Genomic DNA, 20,171 nt, shown 5'->3' on the forward strand with positions numbered 1-20,171 from the left:
CTCCTTACTCTTCTTCACTAAAATTATCATCTGAAGTATCTAACTCTTCTTGGTTGATAAATTCAGCTTTAACATCCTCATTTTCTATTTCTTTGGAATTTTCAAGATTTAACATTTCTTGTTCTGCTTGAGATTCGCTCTTAATATCTATCTTCCAGTTAGTCAATTTTGCTGCAAGTCTTGCATTTTGACCTTCTTTACCTATAGCAAGCGATAATTGATAATCTGGAACAATTACTAAGGCAGATTTTTCTTCTTCATTTATATCTACTCTAACAACTTTTGATGGGCTAAGTGCAGCCGATATAAACTCTGCTGGGTCTTCACTATATTTTATTATATCTATTTTTTCATCACCAAGTTCATCCACTATATTTTTTACTCTAAGTCCTTTTGGTCCAACACAAGCTCCAATTGGGTCTATTTTTTCATCTATAGATCTTACTGCCATTTTAGTTCTTGACCCTGCTTCTCTTGCTACAGATTTTATTTGAACTATTCCTTCATATATTTCAGGAACTTCTTCTTCAAACAATCTTTTTACTAGACCTGGATGACTTCTTGATACAACTATTTGAGGTCCTTTATTAGTCTTTTTAACTTCAAGTATATAGAATTTTATTTTTTGACCTGCTTTATAATTCTCAAATGGTATTTGCTCACTTTGAGTCATTATACCTTCTATTCTTCCTAGGTTTACATAAACAATGTTTTTATTTGCTCTAGCAACCTCTCCTGTAACTATTTCATTTTCTTTTTCTATAAATTCATTATACACTATTTCTCTCTCAGCTTCTCTTATTCTTTGAACAACTACCTGTTTTGCTGTCTGAGCTGCAATTCTTCCAAAGTTTTTAGGAGTAACTTCATGTTCTATAATATCACCTAATTCATAATTAGGATTTATCTCTCTAGCATCTGCTAACTCTATTTCTAAGAAAGTATCATATAAATCTGATTCATCAACAACGACTCTTTGAGAAAATACTTTTATATCTCCTTTATCTCTATCAAATTCAACTCTAACATTTTGTGCTGAACCAAAGTTTTTCTTGTATGCAGTTAAAAGAGCTTGTTCTATAGTATCTATAAGTATCTCTTTATCTATACCTCTATCAACTACTAATTCATTTAGTGCTTCCATAAATTCATGATTCATTTTTTATTTCCTCCCTATTTAATATACCACTAAAACTTTATTGCTAATCTAACAATAGCAACATCTTTTCTATTAAATTCCATTTCTTCACTATTTACAATGATTTTTATATTATTATCTTCTGTTAATCCTATAAGTTCACCTTCAAATTGTTTACATCCATTTAATGCTTTATATAATTTTAAATCTACATCTCTACCTTGGTATCTTACAAAATCTCTATCTTTTTTTAATGCTCTATCAAGTCCTGGAGAAGATACTTCTAAAAAATAATTCTCCTTTATAGGGTCTTTTTCATCTAATATTGGGCTTAATTCTCTACTAACTAATTCACATTCATTTAAAGATATTCCTTCTTCTTTATCTATGTATACTCTTAAGTAGTATTCTCCTGCTTCTTTTACATATTCAACATCAATCATTTCAAATCCATGTTCATCCGTTATTTTAGTTACAATCTCTTCAATTGTAGCTTCCAAATTTTTTTTCATTAAATTTCCTCCTATTCAATTGTAAATGACCAGCTCCTATAATTTTAAATAAAATATATTTAAAAAACTAAACTGGTTTGTAATAATATATTTAAAATAAAAGAGTGAGAACAGCTGTCTCACTCTTAGTTTCTGCAAAGTATACTATTTTCTATACTATGATATCATAAAATTCTTTTATTTGCAACTTTTTGAACTAACTTAAAACAGTGACAATTGATTTCTCTCGCTCATATTCTCAAGTGAACCATGATTGGTAAGAGTTTCTATTACTGTTTTTGATATTTTCGTTCTCTTTCTCAAATCTTCTTTTGATATAAATTCACCATTTTTTCTTTCATTTTGAATATTTATGGCAGCATTTCCTCCAAGACCTTGTATTGCTGCCATTGGTGGAAGTAATGTCTTTTCTCCCACAACTATAAAATCAGTTGCATCTGATTTATATATATCGACTGGCAATAATTTTATTCCTCTAGCATACATTTCAAGAGCAACTTCTAACACTGTTAACATACCTTTTTCTTTTGTAGTTGCATCGTTTCCTAATGCTTCAATTTCATTTATTTTTGATTTTATAGAATCTAAACCTTTAACAATTAAATCTGCATCAAAATCTTCAACTTTTGTAGTAAAGTAAGTTGCATAAAATGCTTCTGGATAGTGTACTTTACAATATGCAATTCTGAATGATGTCATAACATAAGCAACTGCATGTGCTTTTGGGAACATGTATTTAATCTTTTTACATGAACCTATATACCATTCTGGGACATTATTTTTCTTCATTTCTTCAATATGTTCTGGTTTTAGACCTTTACCTTTTCTTACACTCTCCATTATTGTAAAACTCATTTTTGGAGGTAATCCTTTAAATATTAAATAGTTCATTATGTCATCTCGTGTTGATATAACGTCTTTTAACCCAACTATATCTTCTCTAACTAAATCTTGTGCATTGTTTACCCAAACATCTGTACCATGTGAAAGACCAGATATACGTACAAGCTCTGCAAATGTAGTAGGTTTTGTATCAAGTAACATCTGGCGTACAAACTTAGTCCCAAACTCAGGCACAGCAAGACAACCTATTGGACAATTTATCTCTTCTGGAGTAACTCCTAATGCTTCTGTAGATGTAAATAAAGACATAGTTTCTTCATCATCTAATGGTATTTCTGTTATATTTATTCCAGTAATATCTTCAAGCATTCTTATTATAGTAGGACCGTCGTGTCCAAGTATATCTAATTTAAGTATTCTACCACTTATTGAATGATAATCAAAATGAGTGGTTATTACACCACAGGAAGTATCATTTGCTGGATATTGAATAGGCGTAAAATCATAGACATCTTTATAATCAGGTATAACCATAACTCCTCCTGGATGCTGTCCTGATGTTCTTTTTACTCCAGTACAACCATTTGAAAGTCTCAGTACTTCTGCATTTGGGACACTTATATTATTTTCCTCTACATATTTTCTTGCATATCCAAACGCTGTTTTTTCTGCTACAGTACCTATAGTTCCTGCTCTATATACATATCCCTCCCCAAATAATTCTTCTGTGTACTTATGAATTATTGGCTGATAATTTCCTGAGAAATTTAGATCTATATCTGGCTCTTTATCACCTTCAAAACCTAAAAATACTTCAAATGGGATATCATGGCCATTCTTAGCAAGCTTTCTTCCACACTTTGGGCAGTCCTTATCTGGTAAATCAACCCCTGAACCCCACTCACCTATTTCATAAAAAAATGAGTATTTACAGTCTTCATTTTCACAAATATAGTGTGCTGGGAGAGGATTAACTTCTGTTATATCACTCATTGTAGCCGCAAAAGATGACCCAACTGAGCCTCTTGAACCAACTAGATAACCATCTGAAAGCGATTTTGCAACTAGTTTCTGAGCTATAATATACATAACCGCATACCCATTGCTTATTATCGAATTTAACTCCCTATCTAGCCTTTTTTGAACTATTTCTGGTATTGGATCTCCATAGATTCGCCTAGCTTTTTCATAACACATCTCTCTTAATTCCACGTCTGAACCTTCTATAATCGGTGGATAAGTATCATCTGGTATAGGTTTTATATCTTCAACCATATCAGCAATTAAATTGCTATTTTCCACTACAACTTCATATGCCAATTCTTCACCAAGATAACTAAACTCTTCCAACATTTCATCTGTTGTTCTAAAATGTAAATAAGTTTCTTCTTCATCTACTTTAAAACCTTGAGAATATTTAAGAACTTTTCTTAAAACACCTTCATGTTTATCTAAAAAATGAACATCTCCAGTAGCTACTGGAATTTTATTAAATTTTTTAGCTGTATCAATTAGCTTTCTATTAAGTTCTCTTAACTCTTCTTCATCCTTAACTTCTCCTTTGTCAATCATAAATCTATTATTATCTATAGGCATTACCTCAATATAATCATATAAATCTATTATTTTTTTCATTTCATCATCAGAAACATTCTTCTTTACAGCTTGAAAGACCACTCCTGCTTCACATGCCGAACCAATTATCAGACCTTCCTTATATTCATTTAATACACTTCTAAGTATTCTTGGAGCTCTAAAAAAATGATTTACATGTGCATCTGAAATTATTTTATATAAGTTTTTTATGCCTACAGAATTTTTTGCTATTAAGGTTATATGATTTGTGCTAAGTTTTGTATAATCAATTTTTCCAAGCACATTATTTACATCACTTAAAGTCTTTGCTCCTTTTTCTGTAAGTATTTGTAAGAATTTATTAAATATGAGTGCTGTAGCCTCAGCATCATCTACTGCTCTATGGTGATTTAAAAGAGGTATACCAAGTTCTTTAGCAACAAGATTCAATCTATGTCTTTTTAATTTTGGCAACATTACTCTTGCCAGCATAAGTGTATCTACTTTTTTGTTATTATATAATAAACCTTGTTCTCTGCACTTTTGTGATATAAATCCCGTATCAAACTCTGCATTATGTGCTACTAATACACTATCTCCAACAAATTCCATAAACCTAGGAAGAACCTCTTCAATGGTTGGCTTGTCTTTGATTAGCTCATTAGTTATTCCTGTTAATTCCTGTATCTTATAAGAAATATCTTTTTCTGGATTTATTAATTCGCTAAATCTGTCCACAATTTTAAAATTTTCTATCTTTACAGCACCAATTTCAGTTATTTTATCATTCGTGTTAGAAAATCCTGTTGTCTCTATATCAAATACAACAAATGTCTGTGAAAGTTCTTTGTCATTTGCATCTTCTATAATGAGAGAATCATCTTCAACCAAGTATCCCTCTACTCCATAAAGTACTTTAATATTATTTGCCTTACCTGCATTCATAGCATCAGGAAATCCTTGTACAACACCATGGTCTGTTATAGCAATAGCAGGATGCCCCCATTTAGCTGCACGTTCTACAAGCTTTTTAACAGAACAGATTGCATCCATAGAAGACATTTGTGTATGTGCATGTAGTTCTACCCTTTTTTCTTCTGATTTGTCTTCCCTCTCTGGTCTAACCTCTTTTCTTATTCCACTAATCATCATACTAATTTCTCTTTGATATGTATCATAAACTATGTCACCTTTGATTTTTAAATATGCACCTTTTTTAACATTTTCAAGTACTCCATCCTTATTTGTATCTGTTAAAAATAATTTACAGCTTATCGAACTAGTATAGTCTGTAATTGATGCTATCATAAGTATTTTTCCATTTTTAAGTTCTTTAGTTTCAACATCAAATATATCTCCAACAATTGCAACTGTTCCAGAAGATGCATTTAATTCAGCTATATTTTCAATCATAGCATTTGCATTATCTCCATAGACTAAATTTTCATCTACTTCAGACTTGATTACATAACTTTCTTCTTCACGCTCTTCACAATTATTAATTTTTCCAATTTCCAAAGCTCTAATTTTTTCTTCCATTTCTCTATCATTAATTCTTATAAGTCTTTCTTTATTCACTTTTTCATCAACAGCTTTTTCAATCGTTATATTTAAATCCAATCCTAATTCTTCACTAAGCACAGTTCTAAGCACATAAATTACATTTTTTTTCATTAATCGCTCATAAAATATACCTTTTGGAAGTTTTATTTTTAATTCTTCATCTAAACAAAGAAATTCTACTTGTTTATACCAACCTGCTATAGATGGACAAAGATACTTTAATATATACAATATATTATTCCAATATTTTTTTATAACATCTTTATTAGATTTTCTTTCAAATCCAGTGAATCTTATCTTCATTCTCATATCTTTAAAATAATCGAGTTTATACATCAATTCTTCTTTAAATTTATCTAAGAGCTCATGAGAAACAATCTCCTTAGAAGTTAGATAAAAATAAACTATCTTGTCTTCTTTAAAATAAACTACTCTATTTATGTAAACTTCTTTAAGTTGCTTTCCAAGGCCACTATTATTAATTTCCAATTTATCTAAATATTCCTTAACACTTTCCATCTATATCCTCCTTTCTCAAAATTATCTTTATATATTATTACCACTTTTTATCTATTTCTATCTGTTATTCACTTATATTTACTTAGAATTAATATTATAACATAAAAATTTTGTTAATATTAATTTTAGACCTTGTAAATTATATACAAAAAGACTATAGATAATTTAAATAAATGAAAACTACCCATAGTCTGTATTTTTTATTTATGTATTACTTGTACTGAGGAACCTCAAAAACTAAACTACTTCCTCCTCCATAAAGACCAATTAGATTTTCCATAATTCCAGAAATTCCATTAGCCCAATTAACATCAGTTGCATATTGATGCCATGTATAATCATAATTCCACTTCATCTTGTAGATAGTGTTTTGATTATATTTAGAACTGTTTATATAATTTTGAGATATCCACTTTGCAGAACCATCTATAGTAGCTTCTACACTCGTCCATCCATTAGAATATGCTGCTTCTGCCCCTGAAACATTAGCGCTTTTATCTATTGCTCCTATTCCAAAAAAATTGTATACTTTAACTGGTTTACTAAGGGGTTGACCCTTATAAGATGTTATTGTCTGACCTTGAGCAAGCGTAGATTTACCATATGCAGTTTCCCACATAGCATGTGATACCAAATATACAACGTCTATATTGTACTTCTTAGCGGCATTTATAAATGCTGCTCCTTGATTTTTAAAGATACTAGAAGATAAACCATTAAGATATGAATTTAAACTCGATTCTGAAATACCTCCCTTATAGCTATTAATCTTCAAAAACTGCATCATACCTTTAGTTGTACTTGTAAAGTTTTTAGGATTTAAATAATATTCTATATCACTTGAACTTGCATTTACAAATGAACTTGTTCTTTGAGCTGAAAAAGTGCTAAATTCAGGACTTGGAGTACTTTTTCTATTCCCTGGTGCTATTACATTTCCCCCTGCTGCCGCTTTCTCAACTTGTTTACTTATGTGAGATTCCAAAGTATAACTCAAAGATTTGTAATCAATTTTAGCTCCACTTATACCAGACATACCATTTACTTGACCTGATGATGAAGAATTATTTCCATTACTATTTGAATTATTATTAGAATTACTATTTGAGTTATTATTGGATGCATCTGTTGAAGTAGATAAATAATTACCTACTACAAAAGCTTCTTTATTATTAAAGCTAATTTTAGCCCATCCACTACTCTCTGACAATACAGTTACTTTACTCCCTTTATATACCTTCCCTAACTTACTATATGTAGAACCTGGCCCACTTCTTACATTTAATGAAGCTGTATTTACAACCTTATCAGTATTTTTTTTGTCATTACTTTGACTAGAGTCATCTGAGCTACTTTGATCTACCTCTGATAAATACATACTTGATACATACGCATCTTTTCCATTATACTTTATTTTAGACCATCCATTACTTTCTGATATTACTTCCACTTTGCTTCCTTTTGGCAACTTACCTAATAAACCATAACTTGTATTTGGTCCACTTCTTACATTTAATGAAGTTGTATTTACTTGTTTAGTTTTTGAGCTATTGGTTGAGTTTGAGATATCTCCTAAGTAAGAACTAGATACATATCCTAATCTTCCATCATATTTTATTTTAGACCATCCATTACTCTCTGATACTACCTCTACTTTTTGTCCTTTTTTTAGTACAGTTATGATTCTATAACTTGTGCCTGCTCCATTTCTCATATTTAAACTATTTGAAGTAACTTGTTTTTCTTTATTTGTAGATGTTCTTAAAGAATCACCATTTGATTTTGCTATATATTTTGACGAAGCCCAACCTTCTTGTCCAGATTCAGCTTTTATTTTATACCATCCATCAGAAGAGTCTTTAATCAAAACCTTGTCATCTTTCTTGGCAACAAAGGCTATACTACTTTCGGCAGTTGGCTCATTTCTTACATTTAAATAATTTATAGTCACTATACCTACATCCCCATCAGCATGTGCATTTATCATACTTAAGGGTAATACAGCTAATGTTGCTAACGCTGCTTTTTTCTTCATGTACTTCCCCCGCCCTTCTTATACACTAAAACAATTTTAATATAATTATACGACAACTTGTGATTTTAGTAAATATTGTCTATTTACATTTTGTATACATTCTATTTATAAATTCTTTATTCGTCTTATTAAGCTATAGGTTTTTTTAATATGAAAATAGATTTTTTTTATAATACTTATAATGTCACATGTGATTACCACATAAATTTATTTTAAAAACACAGGGTTCTAATAAAGTAACATAAATATCCTAATATGTAGTACAATTTATATATAATAATTTGGAGGTGTAACTATGGATGCAAATAACTTAAAAGAATTGATAGCTAATCATAACAATATAGTATTTTTTGGTGGAGCAGGTGTGTCAACTGAATCTAATATACCAGACTTTAGAAGTTCTACTGGACTGTTTAGCCAGAAACTCAATAAACAATTTACTGCTGAACAATTAGTTTCACATACTTTTTTTGTTAGATACCCAGAAGATTTTTTTGAATTTTATAAAGATAAATTAATATATCCTAATGCAAAGCCAAACAATGCTCATATAGCCTTGGCAAAACTTGAAGAGATGGGCAAACTTAAAGCTATTATAACTCAAAATATTGATGGGCTTCACCAAATGGCTGGAAGCAAAAATGTCTTAGAACTACATGGTTCTGTGCACAGAAATTATTGTACTAAGTGTGGTAAGTTTTTTGATTTAGAAGCTATGTTAAACCTAGGTGGTAATATTCCTTATTGTGACAAGTGTGGTTCTATAGTAAAACCTGATGTAGTACTTTATGAAGAAGCTCTTGACAATGATGTTATTACTAAAACAATTTCTGCTATAAGTAATGCTGATTTATTAATTATAGGAGGTACATCACTAGCTGTATATCCTGCTGCAAGTTTTATAGATTATTATAAAGGTAAATACATTGCTCTCATTAATAAAGCAAACACAGTTTATGATAAATCAGCTTCTCTTGTAATAAATAAACCTATTGGAGAAGTCTTATATGATGCTGTATTAAGACAAATGTAGATTTATTTCACTATTTTTATTCTATATATGAGTTTTTATGTTGAATTTAAAGTTTATTTTTAGTATTATCTTTGTTATGATGTTTTAGTATAAATATGAATAACTTGAAAGGAGCTTTTTATGAAACTAAAAACTATATCTTTACCAGAACTTAATAATTTAGACCCAACACTAGAATCTACATTTATCAAAATGGGAGAAGAACAAGGTGAATTGGCTGAATGTATAGGTAAATTCAGAAATCTGAGTGGAGAAAATAATGACTTGGATGAAGTTGATATTATAAAGAAAACTGCTAAGGAGCTAATGGATGTAGCTCAGACATGTGTTACTATGATGTTTAAACTAGAAGAACAATATGGTATTAATCTTGATGAAATACGCAAAGAACATATAAAAAAATTAGAAAAAAGAGGCTACATAAAAAATATAGATAAGTAAGATTTATTACTCATACATTATTAAAATAAATATTAAAGATGGTATCACAAAATGATTTTTAATTACATTTGAAGTACCATCTTTTTTATTTATTTTGTTTTTAATAGTTTATAAAAAATCTAAATTCTTTAAGTAAAGCTACTTTTTTATAATAAAGTTTTATTAATCTATTCATTTCTTCTTTCTTCATAAAATTTACTGTATTCTTCTACAGCTTCATCCCATGCTTCTATATCAGTTATCCCCTTTTCAACAGCTAATAAATGAACCATTTCAGCTAATTTTGATGCTGACTCTATTATTCCCATTTGTTACACCCTCTCTATTGTCAAATACTTACAAAAAATGTTAATTAATTCTAATATCTGTTATTATTATTTCCAAAAACTCTAGTAAATAAAGATTTTTTTATTTTTTGACATAATTAGAATATATACACAAAACAATAGGATATTTTTAGTTGCAAAAATTCCTATATAAAATCTAACTATTATTAAATTTTTTATATATTAAATTGAGAGATAATGAATATATTTATATAGATACATATTAAATTTATTATAGGAGAGAATATTATATGTTTAAAATTTTCCTTTTTTCTAGTGAACAATTTGTAAGCCTCTTTATATTTGGATTATTTCTATACTATTGTCCAAAACTAACAAAAAATATTTTGCCTTATAGTTACACAGTCGAGAAGATAATTTGTACATTAATGGTAATAGTTATGGCTTTAGAGCAATTCTTAATTATTTCTTCTGGTAATTATAGTACTCTAAATTCTTTGCCAATTGGAATTAATTATATCTGTATATACCTGTGTATAGCCATACTTATTTTTAAACAGTATCATCTTTTTAATATCTTTTTTTCATGGAGTTTGGTTTGTTCAGTTGGAGAACTCATTTTTTCTAAAAACTTGGGTTATGAATTTCCTAGCTTTATATATTTTATATTTGTCTTCTCTAAATGTCTTATAATTTATGCAAATATCTATATGGTCGATGTTAGAAAATTTAAAGTTAACAGATATGCGCTTAGAGATAATCTAGCTATTTGCTTTATTTATTTTTCATTCATATTTTTACTAAACACATTTACCAATTCTCAATACTATTATGGTTTTTTAAGCCATAGCACAACTGCTATTTTTACATTTATTTTTGTTACTAGTATTATGTACATACCTGCTCTTTTGTCTAATAGAGATACTTTTATACTTGAAAAAAAGAAAAAGAGTAAATAATTTATTTAAATTTAAAAATAAAGCCACATGGATAATCTTAAATCTAAGTAATTATCCATGTGGCTTTATAGGTTATATATTTTATGATTGTTATTTTATATCTCTGCTAAATAGTACAATGTTCTAACAGGTTCTCCTGTTGCACCCTTTGCTTTGTATCCAATTGATTTTGATGATGTACTTGTGCCAGCTATATCCATATGTATCCATGGAGTATCACCAACAAATTCACCAATAAAAGCTCCTGCTGTTATACATCCAGCATTTTTACCTCCTGTATTTTTAAGGTCTGCTTCTTCACCTTTTATCATATCTCTAAATTCATCATAAATTGGCATCTTCCATACCCTTTCACCTGATAAAGCAGATGCTTTTTCTAGTTCATAATAAAATTCATCATTATTTGTCACTACAGGAGTTGCGACGTTACCCAATAATGTTAAAGCAGCACCAGTTAATGTAGCTACATCAACCACCTTTGTTACCTTTTCATTATTTATGATGTAATATATTGCATCAGCTAATGTAAGTCTACCTTCTGCATCTGTATTTAAAACTTCAATAGTTTTCTTTGCCATAGAATTAATTATATCTCCAGGTTTATATGAGCCTCCTGATAAAGCATTTTCACATGCAGCTACTACTGCTATAACATTTCTCTTTAATTTATTTTGAGATATAGCACACATAGCGCCTATGACACTTGCAGCACCAGCCATATCTGTTTTCATATCTAACATAGAAGCATTTGATTTTAAAGAATATCCACCTGTATCATAAGTCAATCCTTTACCTACTAGACCAAGTATATCTTTACTTTCTTTGTCTCCAAAATATCGCATAACTATGAATCTTGGTTTATTAATAGAACCTCTTGAAACAGCAAAAAAAGCTTCCATTCCTAATGCTCTTATTTTTTCTTCTTCATATACTTCAACATTAAACCCAAACTCTGCTCCAAGTCTAACTGTTTCTATTGCTAACGTCTCTGGATAGATTATATTTGATGGTTCATTTACTAGATTTCTAGCTATTATATTTGAATTAGCTAATATCTTAGCTTTTTCAATTTGGCACTCTGCTTCCTTTTCAGTAAATATAATTATATTATCTATTTCCTTTTTTTCAAAATCATTGTTTTTTGACTTATACTTATTAAATTTATAATCTCCAAGTAATATCCCTTCTGTAAAAGCGCCTATTTCATGACTACTTAAGTCGAGATTCAGTATATTAATGTCATTACTCTTATATTCTTTATTTTTCAATATATTTTTTAACTTCTTACATAAGTTTCCACCTATGATTCTAATCTTTTCTGTATTTAATAACTCTCTCTTACCAAAACCAACAAAACAAATATTCACTAAACTATCATTTTTAAACAATGTTACAGTGTCTATATTATTTTCTTTAGCTTTAAAATCTCTGCTTACTAAATTTAATTCATCAAAAGGTGTAGAAACATCTTCACCATCAAACATAGCTATTACTGTTATAGTATTTTCCAAACTTTTTAATATTTCTTTAGAACATTTTATCTTCATAATAAAGCCTCCTTTTTAAAACAACTGTTCTATTATAGTTTTAGTTTCTTCTAAAGAAGCAAATAATTTATCTTTATTATCTATATCTAAGCAATCCATTTTATCACTTATTATAGATACAAATTTTAATATTTCATCATCTAGTATCTTTTCTCCATTTTTAGTTATTCCATAAAATGTATTTCGTCTATCTCTACTATCTTCTTCCCTATACACATACTCTTGCTCAACTAATTTATTAAGTAATATACACAAACTAGAAGTAGATACATGTAAATCCCTACTTAAATTTTTAAGCTCTATTTTATCATGTTTCCTTATCTTTACTAAAGCAAAAAATTGTCTTTCTGTAAGAATCTTACTTTTTTTATATCTTTCATTATTAATAATTTTTATTAAATTATGAAAGTTATTCATACTTTCTAACAACAAAATAGATAACTCTTTATCGCTCATAACACTCACCTCAAAACTAATGATTTATAACTCCCTCTTATATCTCAAATACGTTTATATATCTATAACATAATACTACTTTTCTTTTTATAATTATACTATATATCAACTTTATTATCTATTTAAATTGTTTTAAGCTAAAATCTTACTATATAAACATTTAAACCACATAACAAAATAGTGGGATTTAAACTAATCCCACTACCTTATTTAAAACTACAACCATATTTGTAAATATTTTATCTTATTCTTGCATATTATTTTTGTCTTGATTTTTATTACTTTGAGATATGTTTTGAATTTTCTCCAATACTCTAGGAGTTATAGATAATATATTATCTACAAGATTAATATTGCTATCTAAACTCATTATTCTAGTCTCTCCACTTTCAACAACTACAAATGCTACTGGTTGCACAGATATAGCACCTGCGCTACCTCCAGCAAAGTTCGTATCTGCTTTTTCATTTTTTGATTCAATTTCTTTATCTTTCTCATCATATCCTTTTGAGTATTCTCCTCCTCCTATACCAAATCCAATCGTAACTTTTGATATAGGTACAACTACTGTAGTATCTGTTTTTATAGGGTCTCCTATAATAGTATTTGCATCTATAGAACCTTTAATTGTTTCAAGAGTTGTTTCCATAAGACTTTGTATCGAACCTGTTGCTCTCATTACTATCACCTTCCTTATAATTTCCTTTATTCTTATTCATAATCTTATTAATCATTATTATAGTACGAAATAAATCTTTTATTCTTGACCTTATATGTATCCTTATATTTCCCAAAACATAATTTTTTGTAAAATCCGGATTTACATTTAAATACATTTTTTCTGCATCAATTATATTAAATAAATTTCCATATAGAGTATTTATTAATACATACACAGAAGATGTTAAGCCGATATTTTCAGTTCCAAAATTAATATTTGAATAAAGTTCATGTATTTTTATTTTTTTTAATAGTCTATAAACGCTTAAAAGGTCATCAGCTAATAATATACTTGAATCTATATTATTCTTCATCCCTTCTTTTTTATCATTATTTTTACTATTTTCAGCTGGATAAAGTTGTCTATTTATATTTATTAAATTAAACATGTATTTTATATTAATTGTTAGAATAATATCGTTGTTATTTATATCAGCTACTAATAAGATGTTTATATGAGATATTAAAATCAATATAAATATACTTATTATAAAAATTATAGCTATTATTAAATACTTAAAATTAAATAATTCATTAAACTCCATGTTTATATTATCATCAAAAAATTACTATTTATACTTAATTATCCATATTTATTTCGATATAATTTTAATTTTATATTTACACAAAAAAACACAATAACTTAGAGCATTTTAAATCCTTAAAAATTTAAAATCGCAAACTAAATTATTGTGTTTTTAATTTTAATGCTATCACTATACATGTACAACATTTTATTCATTTGTAGCTACTTCTTGATAATTTTCTATAGGAGGCAACTCTTCAAGGGTTTCTATATTTAACAATTTTAAAAATTCATCCGTTGTTCTATAAATTATAGGTTTACCTATCTTGTTAAGTCTACCAGCCTCTTTTATAAGTTCATTTTCAAATAAGGTCTGTAGTACCTTATCGCACTTTACTCCTCTTATATCTTCTATCTCAACTTTTGTTATTGGTTGCTTATAAGCAATGATAGTAAGAGTTTCTAATGTGGCTTGACTCAGACTTTTCTTTTTCTTTGGTTCAATAATCTTCTTTATATATTCCGCATAATCTTTATTTGTGCACATTTGATACTTATTTTCTAATTTAATTATCTGGATACCTCTATTTTTTTCTCTATATTCCTCAATAAGTGAATTTAACATAATCTCTATCTCTTTTGATGAAAGTTCTTTATTTATTATATAGTTTAATTCTTTTATACTTATTGGTTCTCCATATGCAAACATAACAGACTCTATAATATACTTTATATCTTCTCTTTTCATTTTAACACTCCGAACTTTTTCTTATTAGAATATCATCAAAAAATATATCTTGTACTACTACTATTTCTTTTTCTTTTATAAGTTCTAATATAGATAAAAAAGTAGCAATTATTTCATCATTTTCATATGATTTTATGATATTTGTGAAAGTAACTTCAAGCTTCTCTTTTATAATATCTCTTATATATAAGATTTTTTCTTCTACAGATATTATCTTCTTCCTTACTATTTTATCTAGTTTCTCATCATTAGAATTTTCAATTTGTGATGTTTTAACTTTAAATATGTATGGAAGTATATTTTTTATTGCTTCTATTGATATATCTTCTAAATCTACATTATCATCAATAATTATTTCTTCTTTATTTCTATAAAATCTCTCATTGATATAAGTTATATTTTCTTTTATATCTTGTGATGCCATCTTGAACTTTCTATATTCTTCTAACTTTTCCATAAGTTCTATTCTTGGGTCTTCCTCTTCATCCTTTTGCTTATAAAGCAGATATTTGGATTTTATCTCTAGGAGTTTTGATGCCATAGTTATAAATTCGCTAGTTATTTCTAAATCCATTTTATCTAACACTTTCAGATAATTTAGATACTGCTTGGTTATATCTATTATAGATATATCCTTTATGTCTATTTTATGTTTTGTTATTAAATCATACAGTAAATCTAATGGCCCCTCATAGACTTGCAATTGTATATTATACTTCATACCAATCCCTCTTTAATCTATTTATTGTATTAAACGAATAAATATACTATTTTTAGTAGTACAGCATATATTGGAGTTAATATTATTCTATATATACCAGTAAATAAAGCAATTAATAAAATTATATAACTCATACTTTCAAATTTGTACACATATTCATTCCATTTATATGGTACAAATGTAGATATAACTCCCCATCCATCAAGTGGTGGTATTGGAAGCAAATTAAACGCTGCAAATCCAATACTATATAAAAACACATATTCAGCTATTGTGTTTATCGCATACATATGCACATACTTATTTATAATTACACAAAGTATGGCAGTCAAAAGATTACAAAAAACACCTGCAAGTGAAACTATCAGATTTCCTATTTTGTAGTTTTTAAAGTTGTTTGGATTTACTGGTACTGGCTTTGCCCATCCTATTCTAAGAATAAACATAGCCAAAAGACCAATTGGGTCAACATGTCTTACAGGATTTAATGTCATTCTACCATAAGATTTAGCTGTATCATCTCCCAATAAGTGAGCTGAATAAGCATGGCCAAACTCATGTATTGATATTGCCATAGCTATACCAACTAAACTTGCTACTATTTCTCCTATATTCATACTTAACATTAATGTACATCTCCTAAATTAAATTTTTAATACTATTATAACAATTAAATAACTTATAATCAAAATTATTTTATATTATAATAATTTTAACATATCAGCATAAAATTAAAATTCACTTTTTATTTTATAACTTTTATTATTATATCATATTCATTGTGAAAATATAATAATTACGCCTACTGTAAATATAATATTATGTTGACATGAATTGACATTATTGTTATTTTATTTGTGTATTACAAATGAAAGGAGTAATAAAATGAACAATTTTGCAGAAAAAAATGAGCTTAAATTTAGATATGCAGTTGAATCAGATACACCTCTTATATTAAACTTCATAAAAGAACTTGCTTCTTATGAGAATCTATTAGATGAAGTTATCGCTACAGAAGAGATACTCAATGAATGGATATTTGTAAAGAAAAAGGCTGAGGTTCTGATTGGTGAATATGATAATGAAGCTATAGGCTTTGCTTTATTTTTTCATAATTTTTCGACTTTTCTTGGTCGTGCAGGAATTTATCTGGAAGACTTATATATCAAACCAGAATTTCGTGGCAAAGGCTATGGCAAAACATTTCTAAAAAAACTAGCAAATATTGCTATAGAGCGTGGCTGTGGTCGTTTGGAATGGTGGTGTTTAGACTCAAATAAACCAAGTATAGATTTCTACCTATCAATGGGTGCAGAACCAATGGAGGATTGGACAGTATATCGAATTGCTGGAGATACACTTAATAATTTAGCAAAATAAATTACATATAAATAAAAATAGCAACTGAGATAGATAAAGTTGCTATTTTTTTATTCATATTTAGATTTTAGTCAATATCATACAAGAAGTACAAAAAAATATGTGTTACACTTTATATAATGTGAAGGGAGGTTACTTAAGTGAAGCAAGAAGAACGCACAGTATGTTTTGATAAGGAATTGAAAATCGAAGCATATAGATTTAAAGGTATAATGCAAAAGTTCCCAAACCATTTTCATGAACATTATGTAATTGGTTTTATAGAAAAAGGTCAAAGATATTTATCTTGTAAAAACAAAGAATATACCACAAGTACTGGGGATTTGTTACTTTTTAACCCTTTTGATAGCCATACTTGTGAACAGATAGATAATAAAGTACTTGATTACAGATGTATAAATATTAAACCAGAAATAATGAAAAAAACTGTATTTGAAATTACAGGAGAAAATTATTTACCTAAGTTTAATCAATCTGTGATATTTCGTAGTGAGCTAGTACCTCTACTACAAGAATTACATCATATAATCATGGAAGAAGAGTTAGATTTTAAAAAGGAAGAACTTTTTTTCTTTCTCATTGAACAATTAATTGAAGAATATACTGAACCAAATTTGCAATTTAACTTAGAAAAAACAAGTATAGAAATTCAAGCAGTATGTGATTATCTAGAAGACAATTATGCTGAACGTATATTGCTTGATGAATTAAGTGCTATAGCAGGAATGAACAAGTACTCATTACTTCGCAACTTTACAAAATTAAAAGGTATTACTCCATATAGGTACTTAGAAAATATACGAGTAAATAAGGCTAAGAGACTTTTAGAAAACGGTGTAGAACCTATAGATGCTGCCATACAGACAGGCTTTGTAGACCAAAGTCACTTTACAAATTTCTTTAAGAATTTTATTGGTCTTACTCCAAAGCAATATCAAAACATATTTACAAACAATGACAAAAACAACTTTAAATAAAAAGGAGAAATAAAAATGGAAACTAAAAATTCAAAATGTGTTATGGTAATAGATGAAACTTTACCAATGGGAATCATATCAAATACTGCTGCTATAATGGGAATTACACTAGGAAAATTTGCACCAGAGACTGTTGGTTCAGATGTGCTTGATAAAACAGGAAACATACACCTAGGAATAGTTGAGCTTCCTGTTCCTATTTTAAAAGGGAACAAAGAACTTATAAAAGATTTACGAAAAAAATTATATAGTACTGAATTTGAAGAATTAACTGTTGTAGATTTTTCAGATGTTGCACAAGGTTGTAATGTTTATGATGAATTTGTTCAAAGAATTGCTAATGTACCAGAAGATGATTTACAGTATTTTGGTATAGCAATCTATGGAAACAAAAAGAAAGTGAATAAACTTACTGGTAGTATGCCTTTGCTTAGATAAATATTAAATAGACCTAAATATAAAATAATATTCTAAGTTTTATATATTTATCAAGTTCTCTATAAAAAACATAAAATTAGACAATCCTTCTATAAAAACAAATAAAAATACCCCTATAGTAAATAATTCTATATGGGTATTTTTTATGTGGATTGTAATTATATATCATTTGGCAATTATTTATATCATATTATCAATTATTCTTTGAAGCATTTGTAGATAACTTGCTTTATTTATATCTTTAGTATTTATCAATTCTACTTCACCTATTACTTTTTTATCTTTACATATCTTTATCTTTCCTAAAACAGTTCCTTTTTTAATTGGCATTTTAGGATTTTTTACTATTTCAATTTTCTTATCAAACTCTTTAGAGCTTCCTTTTTTAATAAGTGCATTTAAATCTTCCTTAGCAACTAATTTAACTTTGTTTTCATCTGCCTTATCCAATGTAAGTGTTGCTACATTATCACCTTTACTACATAACTTAACACTTTCATAGTTAGCAAATCCATAGTTTAAAAGACTAGACGCATCGTTAAATCTTTCTGGAGAAGTCTCTGCTCCTAAAGTTGCTGCAACTAGATGAGTATTACCTCTCTTTGCTGCTGCTGATAAACAGTATTTTGCTTCTTGAGTAAATCCAGTTTTAACACCAGTTGCTCCTTGGTAATGCTTTATAAGTTTATTAGTATTTGCAAGACCTACTGTAACTTGTTTCTTACCTACCACAACTTTATCCATCCATGTAGTTAAGTATTTACTTATCATTTCGTGTTTTAACAGTTCTCTAGACATTAAAGCTATATCATGAGCAGATGTATAGTGGTTTGCAACTGGAAGTCCATTTGTATTTGCAAAATGAGTATCATTCATATTTAATTCTTTTGCTTTAGCATTCATTCTGTCAACAAATCCTTCAACACTTCCAGCTAAATGTTCAGCCATAGCGACACAAGCATCATTTGCAGAAGCAACAGCTATACCTTTTAATAATGTATCAACCTTTTGAGTTTCTCCTGGCTCTAGGAATATTTGACTACCACCCATACTAGATGCAGTTTCACTTACTTGAACTTCGTCATCAAGCTTAATCTTGCCTGAATCCAAAGCTTCTACTATAAGTAGCATTGTCATTACCTTCGTTACACTAGCAGGAGGAAGCTTTTTATGAGCATCCTTTTCGTATAAAATTTGTCCACTGCCAACATCCATCAAAATTGCTGATTTTGAAGATATATTTAGTTGGTTGGCATCAGCATTTTCCTTATTATTTGCAAAAGAAAAGCTTAAAGGAGTAAGCGCAAGTAATATAGCCAAAGCAGTACTAGCTAATTTTTTCATCGATGTCACCTCTTAAAGTTTATTTAAACTTATTTTCTCACATTTAACTTTTTTTATTCTAAATGCCTAGATATACCTTGACCTAAATTTTTTTTCTTCTCAAGCTTTTTAAAATAACCTTCTAAAACACCTTTATTAGATGCATTTTCTATTATTTCAAAAGCATCTTCATAATTCATGCCATATTCTCCTGCTATTTCCATCTTGGTTTGTTTTAAGGCTTTTATAGCATTTTGTCTTGAAATATTATCCATAAGAATCCTCCTCTTAGTAAAATTTATATATAATTAGTTTTTACTAATAAAAGATTGTTATAATTGGTATTTTATGTAATATATGTTTTTCAATATCACAAATTAAAAAGACCTCCTGCAATTCTTAAGATAATATCAACTAGATTTTTGATATT

General features: G+C 28.2%; 19 protein-coding genes. 5 read left to right on the plus strand and 14 right to left on the minus strand.

What is annotated here, in order from left to right:
* Positions 1-4: 4 nt before the first annotated feature.
* From nusA to acd, 4 genes are all read right to left on the minus strand, one after another.
* Positions 5-1,159, minus strand: a complete 1,155-nt coding sequence (gene nusA, locus Q3304_RS00590; RefSeq protein ID WP_169465632.1) for a transcription termination factor NusA — start codon at positions 1,157-1,159, stop codon at positions 5-7.
* A gap of 29 nt (positions 1,160-1,188) precedes the next feature.
* Positions 1,189-1,650, minus strand: a complete 462-nt coding sequence (gene rimP / locus Q3304_RS00595; RefSeq protein WP_169465634.1) for a ribosome maturation factor RimP — start codon at positions 1,648-1,650, stop codon at positions 1,189-1,191.
* A gap of 201 nt (positions 1,651-1,851) precedes the next feature.
* Positions 1,852-6,150: a PolC-type DNA polymerase III gene (locus tag Q3304_RS00600; RefSeq protein ID WP_407814608.1), complete on the minus strand. Its 4,299-nt coding sequence runs from the start codon at positions 6,148-6,150 to the stop codon at positions 1,852-1,854.
* Between the two features lie 211 nt (positions 6,151-6,361).
* Complete coding sequence (gene acd / locus Q3304_RS00605) at positions 6,362-8,185, minus strand: N-acetylglucosaminidase (protein WP_407814609.1); 1,824 nt, start codon at positions 8,183-8,185, stop codon at positions 6,362-6,364.
* A 295-nt stretch (positions 8,186-8,480) separates the two neighbouring features.
* Here acd and Q3304_RS00610 point away from each other — a divergent pair, with 295 nt between their 5' ends.
* Together Q3304_RS00610 and Q3304_RS00615 are read left to right on the plus strand one after the other, a co-directional pair.
* Positions 8,481-9,218, plus strand: a complete 738-nt coding sequence (locus Q3304_RS00610) for an NAD-dependent protein deacylase (protein ID WP_054269792.1) — start codon at positions 8,481-8,483, stop codon at positions 9,216-9,218.
* 120 nt (positions 9,219-9,338) lie between these two features.
* A complete protein-coding gene (locus Q3304_RS00615) occupies positions 9,339-9,659 on the plus strand; it encodes a MazG-like family protein (RefSeq protein ID WP_009905401.1) in 321 nt (106 codons plus the stop codon).
* Between the two features lie 167 nt (positions 9,660-9,826).
* On the opposite strand, the gene Q3304_RS00620 is transcribed toward Q3304_RS00615, so the two are convergent.
* The 8 genes from Q3304_RS00620 to Q3304_RS00655 form a co-directional block, all read right to left on the minus strand.
* Positions 9,827-9,967 (minus strand): hypothetical protein, encoded by a 141-nt coding sequence (locus tag Q3304_RS00620; protein WP_407814610.1) that lies wholly within the window; start codon positions 9,965-9,967, stop codon positions 9,827-9,829.
* A 1,033-nt stretch (positions 9,968-11,000) separates the two neighbouring features.
* Positions 11,001-12,452, minus strand: coding sequence for a leucyl aminopeptidase (locus Q3304_RS00625; protein WP_407814611.1), 1,452 nt, complete (start codon positions 12,450-12,452; stop codon positions 11,001-11,003).
* Positions 12,453-12,467: 15 nt separating this feature from the next.
* On the minus strand, positions 12,468-12,908 hold the full coding sequence (locus Q3304_RS00630; protein WP_054269788.1) for a MarR family winged helix-turn-helix transcriptional regulator: 441 nt from the start codon (positions 12,906-12,908) through the stop codon (positions 12,468-12,470).
* A gap of 244 nt (positions 12,909-13,152) precedes the next feature.
* The gene (locus Q3304_RS00635) at positions 13,153-13,557 is read right to left on the minus strand and encodes a spore germination protein GerW family protein (protein WP_074179047.1); all 405 of its coding nucleotides are present in this window, start codon (positions 13,555-13,557) and stop codon (positions 13,153-13,155) included.
* A complete protein-coding gene (locus tag Q3304_RS00640; protein ID WP_407815406.1) occupies positions 13,541-14,173 on the minus strand; it encodes a DUF2953 domain-containing protein in 633 nt (210 codons plus the stop codon). Before Q3304_RS00640 ends, Q3304_RS00635 begins: the two co-directional genes overlap by 17 nt.
* Before the next feature lie 189 nt (positions 14,174-14,362).
* Entirely contained in the window at positions 14,363-14,902 is a 540-nt protein-coding gene (gene scpB, locus Q3304_RS00645; RefSeq protein ID WP_054269785.1) for an SMC-Scp complex subunit ScpB, read from the minus strand.
* A 1-nt stretch (position 14,903) separates the two neighbouring features.
* Positions 14,904-15,623, minus strand: coding sequence for a ScpA family protein (locus Q3304_RS00650; protein ID WP_021384043.1), 720 nt, complete (start codon positions 15,621-15,623; stop codon positions 14,904-14,906).
* A gap of 29 nt (positions 15,624-15,652) precedes the next feature.
* The gene (locus Q3304_RS00655; protein WP_021384047.1) at positions 15,653-16,249 is read right to left on the minus strand and encodes a site-2 protease family protein; all 597 of its coding nucleotides are present in this window, start codon (positions 16,247-16,249) and stop codon (positions 15,653-15,655) included.
* Between the two features lie 259 nt (positions 16,250-16,508).
* Here Q3304_RS00655 and Q3304_RS00660 point away from each other — a divergent pair, with 259 nt between their 5' ends.
* The 3 genes from Q3304_RS00660 to Q3304_RS00670 all read left to right on the plus strand — a co-directional run bounded on the left by Q3304_RS00660 (position 16,509) and on the right by Q3304_RS00670 (position 18,418).
* Complete coding sequence (locus tag Q3304_RS00660) at positions 16,509-17,003, plus strand: GNAT family N-acetyltransferase (RefSeq protein WP_054269784.1); 495 nt, start codon at positions 16,509-16,511, stop codon at positions 17,001-17,003.
* 140 nt (positions 17,004-17,143) lie between these two features.
* Positions 17,144-17,980, plus strand: coding sequence for an AraC family transcriptional regulator (locus Q3304_RS00665; RefSeq protein WP_054269783.1), 837 nt, complete (start codon positions 17,144-17,146; stop codon positions 17,978-17,980).
* Between the two features lie 15 nt (positions 17,981-17,995).
* Positions 17,996-18,418 (plus strand): DUF2000 domain-containing protein, encoded by a 423-nt coding sequence (locus tag Q3304_RS00670; RefSeq protein WP_054269782.1) that lies wholly within the window; start codon positions 17,996-17,998, stop codon positions 18,416-18,418.
* Positions 18,419-18,598: 180 nt separating this feature from the next.
* Here the strand turns inward: Q3304_RS00670 and Q3304_RS00675 are convergent, their stop codons facing one another.
* Both Q3304_RS00675 and Q3304_RS00680 read right to left on the minus strand, forming a co-directional pair.
* Positions 18,599-19,762: a D-alanyl-D-alanine carboxypeptidase family protein gene (locus Q3304_RS00675; protein WP_054269781.1), complete on the minus strand. Its 1,164-nt coding sequence runs from the start codon at positions 19,760-19,762 to the stop codon at positions 18,599-18,601.
* A gap of 53 nt (positions 19,763-19,815) precedes the next feature.
* Positions 19,816-20,016, minus strand: a complete 201-nt coding sequence (locus Q3304_RS00680) for a CD1290 family small acid-soluble spore protein (protein ID WP_021384062.1) — start codon at positions 20,014-20,016, stop codon at positions 19,816-19,818.
* Between the last annotated feature and the right edge of the window lie 155 nt (positions 20,017-20,171).

The sequence above is a fragment of the Clostridioides sp. GD02377 genome (assembly GCF_045899875.1).
Lineage (GTDB): Bacteria > Bacillota > Clostridia > Peptostreptococcales > Peptostreptococcaceae > Clostridioides > Clostridioides difficile_A.